This window comes from Leisingera aquaemixtae (assembly GCF_019801145.1).
In the GTDB taxonomy this organism is placed as follows: Bacteria; Pseudomonadota; Alphaproteobacteria; order Rhodobacterales; family Rhodobacteraceae; genus Leisingera; species Leisingera aquaemixtae_A.
On the sequence record NZ_JAHVJQ010000004.1, the window covers coordinates 523085 to 533230 of the forward strand.

Annotated in this window: 9 protein-coding genes; 6 read left to right on the forward strand and 3 right to left on the reverse strand. The window is 62.7% G+C overall.

The features are described from left to right. Positions 1-67 precede the first annotated feature (67 nt). Positions 68-418 (forward strand): hypothetical protein, encoded by a 351-nt coding sequence (locus tag KUW17_RS12925; protein WP_222479698.1) that lies wholly within the window; start codon positions 68-70, stop codon positions 416-418. 45 nt (positions 419-463) lie between these two features. Beyond that, the gene (locus KUW17_RS12930; RefSeq protein WP_222479700.1) at positions 464-814 is read left to right on the forward strand and encodes a RidA family protein; all 351 of its coding nucleotides are present in this window, start codon (positions 464-466) and stop codon (positions 812-814) included. 53 nt (positions 815-867) lie between these two features. Here the strand turns inward: KUW17_RS12930 and KUW17_RS12935 are convergent, their stop codons facing one another. From KUW17_RS12935 to KUW17_RS12945, 3 genes are all read right to left on the reverse strand, one after another. Continuing rightward, the gene (locus KUW17_RS12935; RefSeq protein WP_222479702.1) at positions 868-2142 is read right to left on the reverse strand and encodes an aspartate aminotransferase family protein; all 1275 of its coding nucleotides are present in this window, start codon (positions 2140-2142) and stop codon (positions 868-870) included. Positions 2143-2203: 61 nt separating this feature from the next. Further along, positions 2204-3307 carry a mandelate racemase/muconate lactonizing enzyme family protein gene (locus KUW17_RS12940; protein ID WP_222479768.1) on the reverse strand — a complete coding sequence of 368 codons (1104 nt, stop codon included), beginning with the start codon at positions 3305-3307 and terminating at the stop codon, positions 2204-2206. Positions 3308-3530: 223 nt separating this feature from the next. Then, positions 3531-5990, reverse strand: a complete 2460-nt coding sequence (locus KUW17_RS12945; RefSeq protein WP_222479704.1) for an FAD-dependent oxidoreductase — start codon at positions 5988-5990, stop codon at positions 3531-3533. A gap of 71 nt (positions 5991-6061) precedes the next feature. Here KUW17_RS12945 and KUW17_RS12950 point away from each other — a divergent pair, with 71 nt between their 5' ends. From KUW17_RS12950 to KUW17_RS12965, 4 genes are read left to right on the forward strand one after another with little or no spacing between them, the layout of a single operon-like run. Beyond that, positions 6062-6949 carry a MurR/RpiR family transcriptional regulator gene (locus KUW17_RS12950; protein WP_222479706.1) on the forward strand — a complete coding sequence of 296 codons (888 nt, stop codon included), beginning with the start codon at positions 6062-6064 and terminating at the stop codon, positions 6947-6949. Continuing rightward, complete coding sequence (locus KUW17_RS12955) at positions 6946-8049, forward strand: aromatic ring-hydroxylating oxygenase subunit alpha (RefSeq protein WP_222479708.1); 1104 nt, start codon at positions 6946-6948, stop codon at positions 8047-8049. Before KUW17_RS12950 ends, KUW17_RS12955 begins: the two co-directional genes overlap by 4 nt. An 8-nt stretch (positions 8050-8057) precedes the next feature. After that, positions 8058-9512 (forward strand): aldehyde dehydrogenase family protein, encoded by a 1455-nt coding sequence (locus KUW17_RS12960; protein ID WP_222479710.1) that lies wholly within the window; start codon positions 8058-8060, stop codon positions 9510-9512. A 1-nt stretch (position 9513) separates the two neighbouring features. After that, positions 9514-9897 carry a carboxymuconolactone decarboxylase family protein gene (locus KUW17_RS12965; RefSeq protein WP_222479712.1) on the forward strand — a complete coding sequence of 128 codons (384 nt, stop codon included), beginning with the start codon at positions 9514-9516 and terminating at the stop codon, positions 9895-9897. The last annotated feature ends 249 nt before the right edge of the window (positions 9898-10146 follow it).

A 10146-nucleotide genomic window follows, 5' to 3' on the forward strand; every position in this document is an offset into this window, starting at 1 on the left:
TGGACATTGCCTCCTAGTTGCGCCTTACTGGTCGCCAAGCCGGTTTCATTCAGGCAGGAGTATTCACATGCGATTTTCCGGAATTCTGACAGCAGCCGCTGTGGCGGCGCTAGTTGCGGCGCCCGCCGCTGCCAACCCGCTTAGCCGTATTCTGGCCAAATCCGGGCTGACGCCGCAGGACACCAACATCATGCGCCAGGCTGAGCAATCCTTGCTGGCTCAGGCGCAGGGCGGCAACGGCAAGCGGGCCAAGTGGTCCAACCCGGACAGTGGCGCGCATGGTGAAGTGAATGTGGCGGGCAAAGAGGGCGATTGCGTGCTCTTGCAGCACCAGGCCTTCCTCAAGGACGACCAGACGCCCAAGCAGGTCCGCCGCAAGTTCTGCCCGTCCGAAGGCAAGTGGCTGTTGTCCCAGTAACTTGCATCACCGGGAACTAAACTGAAGTCATTCCAAGGAAGAAAAATGTCTGAAATCACCCGCAGCCACACCGGCCAGCGCATGAGCCAGATCGTGACCCACGGCGATACCATCTATCTTGCGGGGCAGGTTGGTACCGCCGGTGCCAGTGTGGCGCAGCAGACCCAGGACTGCCTGGACAAAATCGACGCGCTTTTGGCGGAGGCTGGCAGCGACAAGACCCGCATACTGCAGACCGTGATCTGGCTTGCCGACATGAAGGATTTTGCCGAGATGAATGCGGTCTGGGATGCCTGGGTGCCTGAAGGCCACGCCCCGGCGCGGGCCTGCGGCGAGGCCAAGCTTGCGCGCGAGGATTTCCTGGTGGAGCTCATCGTGACAGCGGCAAAGGCCTGACACGCTGTCGCCCAGGCAAAGGAGGGCGGGCCAGCGGCCCGCCATTTTGTGTTCTAGTCCAGAGAGGCCGCAGCTTTTTTGATGGCTGCCTCTGTCTGTTCCAGATCCTCTTCTGTCAGAGCCAGGCTGGGGTAGGTCTTACCCGGTGACTTGAAGATGCCTTCCTCACGCAAAACTGCATTGTACCGCTTTGTACGCTCTGCATCCCCGGCTTGGGTGTCGCGGTAATCGCGTACCTTTGAATCGGTGAACACCACTTCGAACAGTGCAGGCTCGCCAACGATCTGGAATGGCACCCCTGCCTCTTCCAGCGCCGCACTGGTCATCCGCATCAGCCGCTGGCCGATGCTGTTCAGCTTGTCATAGGCGCCCTCGCGGCGCAGCACTTCCATGGTTTTGAGGCCCGCAACAGCGGCCACCGGATTGCCAGACAGGGTTCCAAGCTGCATCAGCCAGCCCTCGGCCCCGATCTGCGCCTTGTCGAAGTGCCGCATGATACCGGCGCGTCCCACGATGGCCGCCAGCGGGAAGCCGCCGCCAATCACCTTGCCCAGCGTCGCCAGGTCCGGTGTCACTCCGTACAGTTCCTGCCCACCGCCGTACGTGGAGCGGAAACCGGTGACGACTTCGTCAAAGATCAAGAGGCTGCCGTGCTTCTGTGTTTCCTCGCGCAACAACTGCAGGAAACCCGGCAGCGGCGGCACGATGCGCTGCAGCGGTTCTGCGATGATGGCGGCAATCTCGTGCCCGTGTTCTGCCATCAGCTGCTTGATGTATTCGAAGTCATTGAACGGTGCGACCAGGACCTCGGCGGCGACTGACGGGGGGATGCCTGCACTGTCCGGCACCGCCTGCGGGAAATTCACCCGGACCGAGGGTGCCAGGCTCATCTGCGCCTCTGCGGACATGCCGTGATAGCCGCCTTCGAACTTGACGATCTTGGTGCGGCCGGTGAAGGCGCGGGCAAGCCGGATCGCATACATGTCAGCTTCGCCGCCGGTGGAGACATAGCGCAGCTGCTCGGCGCAAGGCACTGCCCGGCAGATTTCCTCGGCCAGCTCGATGCCGCGGGCGTTGCTGGCGAAGAAAGTCATGCCTTTCGGCAGCTGCTCAAGCACCGCCTCCATCACTTCCGGATGGCCGTGGCCCAGCATCATCGGGCCTGAGCCGATCAGGTAGTCAATGTATTCCTTGCCATCCTCGTCCCATACACGGGAGCCCTTGCCCTCGCGGATGACGATGCCGGGGTCGAAATTGCCAAAGCCGCCGGCGGGCAGCACGGCGCTGGCGCGGTCATTCCATTCGGCCTGGGTGCGGATCTTTTCCATGTCTTTGTCCTGTTGGGGCGGATTGGCCCAGTTGGAAAAATTTTGACCAAAAAGTCAAAAACTATTCGATCACAGTTGCGGGAGCGCCCAGGGATTCCCGGTCGGGCCGCACGCCCAGACCAGGGCCTTCGGGCGGGGCGATGCGGCCATTTCGACGCTCCGGCCCTGCCAGGTCCAGCCGCGGGCTGACGTAGAAGGACAGGTCGCAGGCATTCATCAACCGAAGCGGATCGGTGGCGGCCGCCAGATGCAGCAAAGCAGCGGTGGTGATGTCAGAGCCCCAGGTGTCTTCGATGCACATCTTGGCGCCCAGGTGCAGGCAGAGATCCCGCGCCCGGCGCGCGGCCGACAGCCCGCCGAACTTTGACAGCTTGATGGCGACTGCGTCCATTACACCCGCTGCATGGCCTGCCAACAGGGAAGCCGTGTCATGGGCGTTCTCATCCAGTTTCATCGGCAACCCGCATACAGAACGTACCCGCGCGCAATCCTCGATGGTGGCGCAGGGCTGTTCCAGCATGATGTCAAGGTCCGCTACAGCCCGTCCGACGCGGGAGGCATCCAGCGATGTGGCCCCGCAGTTCCAGTCGCCATAAACCAGCGGTCCGTCTCCGACCGCCTCCCGCACCATCCGAAGGCGTGCGACATCGGCTTCCCAGTCGCGGTCCGCGCCCAGTTTCACCTGAAACTGGGTGATGCCCGTCGCCTGCGCCTCATGCGCGATGCGGGCCATCTCCTCTGGCGCGATGCAGGTGATCGAGTGGTAGAGCGGCATATCCGCCTGCCGCCGCCCGCCCAGCAAGGAATGCAACGGCAAGTCCGCGACCTGTGCCGTCAGATCCCATAAGGCGATGTCGATTGCGGACTTGGCATAAGGATGTCCCTGCAGCCAATGGTCCAGCCTGGCCATCACGGCTTCTGGCCCAACGGGATCGGCGCCCAGCAGCACTGGTGCCATCTCCTCCACAGCGGGCACCACACCGCGGGCATAGGCGGGCAGGTAATGCGGGATCGGGCAGACCTCGCCCCAACCGGTTAGGCCGGAATCGGTGTCCAGCACCAGTACCACGCTTTCCACTGTGTCGCAGGTCTTGCCCTCGGCCATGTGATACGCGGTGTGGCTGGTCAGCGGCACATGCCACAGGGAGATGCGGGTGATCTTCATGTTCATGCTCCTGGTTCAATATTGTTCAACCTGCAGGGGCGGGTCTTGAACTGCGCATTCTTTCGAGGAAGCGGCGGTACGGGTTTGTGGTCGGATTATTAAGTCTGCCCGGACTGCCGTGTCCGGACAGGGGGGTAGCTTCGGAAAGGCTCATTTCTGGCGCTCCCAATTAGCAAAGAGGGAAGTCGCCCCCTCGCCGGTGGCCTGGCGAAGGGGGGGCATTCTATTGCGCCGGGGCAAGTGCCGCGTCGGTACGCGGCAGCAGGCTGTCCGGGTCATAAGCCGGCATGCCCAGAATCCGCCCCTTGCGCGGTTTGCCAGCGATGATCACTTCGACTTCTAAGCCCGGCACACTGGCCTGCGGTTTCACATATGCAAAGGCCTGGATCTTGCCGACAGTGTGGCCATAGGCAACAGAAGCGGTTGAGCCAACGACTTGACCATCAAGCATGACTGCCTCACCGCCGTGGCCGTCTTCCGCACCGTCCGGCTCGATCTCCAGATAGGCGCAGACCCAGGGCTTGTCCGCGTTGTTCAGAGTCTTGTCCTTGCCCAGATACTCCTTGTCGGTGCGGGCAAAACGCAGCACATCCGCCTCGGCCAGTGTCACCTCGTTGGTGAGTTCGCCTGCGCCCTTGAAGCCTTTCTCCATCCGCATCGCATTCATGGCAAAGGATCCGTAGTCGGCAATGCCATGTTTTTCGCCAGCCGTCCAAAGGGCGTCATATACCGCCAGGGTGCTGTCGCGCGGGATGTGCAGCTCCCAGCCGAGCTCACCCGCATAGGACATCCGGAAGGCCCAGAGCTTGTGACCCGCTACCTCGATCTGCTGTGCGGTCAGCCATTTGAAGCCGGCATTTGTCAGGTCTGCACCAGTGCAGGCGGCCAGGACCTCGCGGGATTTTGGGCCATTGACAGCAAGGGCGGCCCAATCGGTGGAGAGGGTTTTGATCTCCACGTCCTCGCCCGCGAGGTTCTGAGCCAGGTGGTCCAGCAGGCGCTGTTCGAAGAAGGCGGCGCAGACCAAATAGAAGCTGTCCTCGGCCAGTTTCACCACAGTGGTTTCCAGCTCGATTCGGCCGCGGCGGTTCAGCATGTGGGTCAGGGCAATGCCGCCCACTTTCTGCGGCAGCCGGTTGGCGGTCAGCCGATCCAAGAGCGCCGCGGCACCAGGGCCGGAGACCTCGACCTTGGTGAAGGCGGAGATGTCCATGATGCCTACGCATTCGCGCACGGCCTTCACTTCGGCCCCGACCATGTCATGCACCACGTTGCGCTTGAAGGAGTAGTGGTCGCGCTGCTCCACACCGTTTTTGGCAAACCAGCGCGGGCGTTCGTGGCCATAGACCTCCTCATAGACCGCGCCTTTTTCCTTTAGCCGTTCATAGAGCGGCGAGGGTTTGATCGGGCGGCCCGCCAGGCGGTTGAAATGCGGGAAGGGGATCTCGTGGCGCAGCTTGTAATCTTCATGCGCCTTGGTCACCTGCCAGTCCTTGGTGGCATAAGAGCCGAAGCGGCGCGGGTCGTATTCCCGCATCGAGATGTCGGCCGCGCCATGCACCATCCAGCGCGCCAGCTCGCGGGTCAGGCCCGGGCCCCAGCCGATGCCGATCTGGGTGCCGCAGCAGCACCAGTAGTTCTTGACGCCCGGCGCCGGGCCGATCAGCGGGTTGCCATCCGGCGGATGCGAGATCGCGCCATGCACTTCGCGCTGGATGCCGAGGTCAGCAAAGATCGGCATCCGGTTCAGGCTTTCCTCCAGCCACGGCATCACCCGGTCATAGTCGGCATCGAACAGCCAGTTCTCATATTCCCAGGGGCAGTGGTCGTGCCAAACCGAGTTGCTGCTTTCCTTCTCGTAGATCCCGATCAGCCCGCGCTTCTGCTCCATGCGGATGTAGCCGGAGACCTGTCTGTCGTCGCGGATTACTGGCAGTTCCTTGTCTAAGCCTTCGAACTCTGGCACCGGTTCGGTCACGAAGTAGTGGTGGGTCATCGAGGTCATCGGCAGCTGCAGCCCGGACCATTCGCCCATTTGGCGGGCATAGGTGCCGCCGGCGTTGACCACATGCTCGCAGCGGATGGTGCCTTTTTCCGATTCGACGATCCATTCGCCATTGCCAGCTTGGGTGATGTTGGTGGCGCGGCAGTGGCGGATGATCCGCGCGCCCAGCTGGCGGGCGCCTGCGGCCAGTGCCATGGTAACGTTGGTCGGGTCGACGTGGCCGTCATCGGGGGTGTAAAGCGCGCTCAGAACCCCTTTGAGATTATAGAAGGGGTGCAGCTCGGCGACCTTCTCAGGCCCCACCAGTTCGATGTTGAAGCCGAGGGAGCGGCCCACCGACAGGGTGTGGCGCAGCCAGTCCATCTCATCCTCGGTATAGGCCAGGCGGAACGAGCCGCAGCCGTGCCAGGTCACTGCTTGGCCGGTCTCTTCTTCCAGCTTCCCGGAATAAAGGCCGATGTTGTAGTCAACGCATTTGCCCAGCCCGAACGAACTGGTGGAATGGGTGATCTGCCCGGCCGCGTGCCAGGTCGAGCCCGAGGTCAGCTCGGCCTTTTCCAAGAGAACCACCTCCGGGCCCCACCCCTCGTGCGCAAGGTGATAGGCCAGGCCCACCCCCATAACACCGCCGCCTACAATGACCACACGGGCCTGTGTGGGGAATTCCTTCTCAGCCATTTCGCCGTTCCTGATTGCAGAGTCGCTTTTCTGCTCGACAGGCTAATTCCATATTTGTACCATCGTCAATCATGAATGGCACAAATGTATCATCAACTGTTTTGGAGCGCCTCACGGAAGAGTGGGATGCGCTGACCCCTGAAGCACAGAAGGCGGCCCGCTATGTGCTGGAAAACCCTGCGGATGTCGGGGTTTCCACCGTGCGCGAGATTGCCGAGGCGGCGAATGTGAAACCCAACACCTTTGTCCGCATGGCGCGGCAGGTGGGTTTTGAAGGATACGAGGATTTCCGCGCCCCGTTCCGCGAGGCGATTCGCCAGGGCGGGGTTTCCTTCCCTGACCGGGCGCGCTGGCTGCAGGATATTTCCAAGTCCGGCGAGCTGGGCGGGCTTTATGCCGATATGGTGGGCGCCGCGATCCGCAATATCGAGGAGACCTTTGCGGGTATCGATGCGGACGGGCTGGAGGCCGCGGCGCAGGCGATCTGGCAGTCCCGGCAGGTCTTTACCCTTGGGGTTGGCGTCAACAACGCCAACGCCCGCAACTTCACCTATCTTGCCTCCACCGGCATGAAGCAGTTCCACGCTATCCCGCGGCCCGGTTCGACCGCCGTGGATGACCTTGCCTGGGCCGACAGCCAGGATGTGCTGATCGCCATGACCTGCAAGCCCTACCGCACCGAAGTGATCGATGCGATCCGCATCGCACGCGAACAGGGGGTCACCATCGTCGGCATCTCCGACAGCCCCGCCAGCCCCGTGGTCCTGAATGCGGATCACGGTTTTGTCGTCGCGGCCGACACGCCGCAATTCTTCCCGTCATCCGTCTCGACCATCGCCCTGCTGGAAACGCTGCTCTCCTTCGTGATTGCGGTCTCCAGCGAGGAGATTGTCGAGCGGGTGGAGAAATTTCACAAACGCAGGCACCAGCTGGGCCTTTATGCGGAGGAACCTGAATGAACGCCCCTCTGACCCATTCCCTGGAGGCACGGTATTATACCGACCCGGCCATCTTTGAGGCTGAGCGCAAGGGTCTGCTGGCCCGCACCTGGCAGTTTGCCGGCCACGCCAGCCAGCTGGAAAACCCCGGCGACTACTTCGCCTTTGAGATGGCGGGCGAAAGCCTGTTCAGCATCAAGGGGCGTGATGGCGAGATCCGCACCTTCTATAATGTCTGCCAGCACCGCGCCCACCAGTTGGTCTCGGGTGAGGGCACCACGCGGGTTGTGGTCTGCCCTTACCACGCCTGGACCTATGAGCTGACCGGCCAGCTGCGCGCCGGGCCGAACCTGAAGTCGGTGCAGGGCTTCGACAAGTCCAAGGTCTGCCTGACCGAGGTCCGCACCGAGGTCTTCCTCGGCTTCATATTCGTGAACCTCGACCCCGAGGCCAAACCGATGGATGACTGGTTCCCGGGCGTGCGCGGCGAGCTGGAAAGCTTTGTCCCCAACTGGGCCGACCTGAAACCGCTGGAATGGGTGGAGATCCCGGAAGACTGCAATTGGAAGGTCTCGGTCGAGAATTACTCCGAGTGCTATCACTGCAGCCTCAACCACCCGACCTTCTCCACCGGGGTGATCAAGCCGGAAACCTATGACATCCAGCCCCAGGGGTTCTGCCTGCGCCACACCACCGAGTGCAACGCGCTGGATCAGATGACGTACGACATCAACTCCGGCTTCGAGAACAACGAGAAATACTCCAGCTGGTTCCTATGGCCGATGTTCTCCTTCCAGGTTTATCCCGGCAACCTGCTCAACACATACCACTGGCGCGCGGTCGATGCCGATCACGTGGTTGTCTGGCGCGGCTGGTACTCGGTCCGCGGTGAGGACAATGAAACCGTGCGCCGGATGGCGGTGCAGGACCGCGCAACCACGGTGGAGGAAGATATCCACTTGGTGGAATCGGTGCAGCGCGGCCTGAAAAGCCGCGGCTACGTTCCCGGGCCTCTGGTGGTCGATCCTTCTTGCGGAGTGAACTCGGAACACTCCATCCTGCATCTTCAGAAGTGGATGCGCGAAGCGGCAGACCGTGATCTGGCAGCAGCAGGGAACTAAGAAAGACCATGACTAAGATTGACGCCGAATGGCTGAACTTCATCGACGGCGAATGGGTGCCCGGCGGGGCAGGGTGGATCAATGTCACCAACCCGGCCAATGGCGAGCTTCTGGCCCGCCACGCGCTGGCTGATGCCGCCGACGTGGACCGCGCCGTGCAGGCCGCCCGCCGTGTGCACCTGTCCGGCGAGCTTTCAGCCCTGCGCCCGATCGCGCGGGGCCGTATGGTGCAGGCAATGGGCCGGTACCTGCTCGACAACATCGACGAGATCGCCCGCGTCCTGACCCTGGAGCAGGGAAAGCCGCTGTGGGAGGCGCGGATCGAGATCGAGGGCGCCGCGCTCTATTTCGAATACTACGGCAACCAGGCCAGCACGGTGGAGGGCCGCTCGATCCCCCTGGGCGGCGGCTATTTCGACTGGACCGAGAATGAGCCGATGGGCGTCTCCGCCCAGATCATCCCCTGGAACTACCCGGTGGAGATGACCGCGCGCTCGCTGTCCGCGGCACTCACCACTGGCAACGCCTGCGTGATCAAGACGCCCGAACTTACGCCCCTCACCAACGCCTGGCTGGCCCGCGCAGCCGAGGCCGCCGGCTTCCCGGCCGGTGCGGTTAACGTGCTCTGCGGTTACGGGCATGAGGCCGGCGCGGCGCTCTCCGGCCATCCGCAGGTCAATCAGATCGTCTTCACCGGCTCCGTCCCCACTGGCATCCGCATTGCCACCGCGGCGGCGCAGAACGTGGTGCCCTGTGTGCTCGAGCTTGGCGGCAAATCCGCTGCTATTGTCCATGAAGACGCCGACCTCGACGCGTTTGAGAACGACATCCGCTGGGGCATCTACTTTAACGCAGGTCAGGTCTGCAGCGCCATGAGCCGGGTGATCGTGCACGAAAGCCGCCACGACGAACTGGTCGAACGCGCGGTAAACGTGGCGCAAAGCCTCAGTGTCGGCCCTGGGATCGACCGGCCCGAGTTCGGTGCCAATATGGGTGCCATGGTCTCCATGCCCCAGCGCGACCGTGCCTTGGGTATTGTCCAGCAGGCCCAGGCTGACGGGGCGATCATCGCAACCGGCGGCGCGCCCGTTGGCAATGCGGGTGCATTCCTGGCTCCGGCCGTTGTTTCCGGCATCACCCCGTCCGACAGCATCGCCAGCGAGGAGATCTTCGGCCCCGTGCTCTCAGTCCTCAAGTTCGAGTCGGATGCGGAAGCGGTCGAGATCGCCAACAGCACCGAATACGGGCTGGTCGGCGGCGTCTTCACCCGCGACCTCGACCGCGCCACCCGGTGCGCCCGCCAGATCCGCGCCGGCCAGGTCTTTGTGAACGAATGGTATGCGGGCGGCGTCGAAACCCCCTTTGGCGGCTACGGAAAGTCCGGCTACGGCCGAGAAAAGGGCCGCGAGGCGCTGTGGAACTACGTGCAGACCAAAAACATTGCAATGAAACTGAGAGGCTGAGATGAGCGCTTTTGACGAAGACCTGTTCCTGAAGGGCATGGAGCAGCGCAAGGCAACCCTCGGCGCTGAGTATGTCGAAACGAACCTGGCCGCAGCGGACGACTTCACCCGCCCGTTTCAGGAAGCGATGACTGCCTGGTGCTGGGGCTTCGGCTGGGGCGATGACGTGATCGACGCCAAGACCCGCTCGATGATGAACCTTTCGATGATCGGGGCGCTGGGCAAGATGCACGAATGGGAACTGCACTGCCGCGGCGCCATCAATAACGGTGTCACCAAGGAGGAGATCCGGGCGATTATTCATGTGATCGGCATCTATTGCGGCGTGCCCCAGGCGTTGGAATGCTTCCGCGCCGCCCGCAAAGTGCTGGAAGAGCAGGGCTGAGCGAAATGAACTGAGATTCTGCGGGCGGCCGGTGGGCCGCCCTTTTTCCTGGCCACTGCGCCCTTTGGGGGGTCGGCCTGCGTTTGCCGGGCGGCTTTGACCGGAAAGGAGCGGCGCGGGACGGGGGCTTCGGTTCTGAGATTTCGATTCCTGCGTTTTGGTCTGTGGATATCCGGCTTGAGTCTGTGGGTAAGCTGTGTTGGCGGCTGTTGGGGGCTGGGGCGGGGTTTCTGGGGTCTGGGAAGCGGG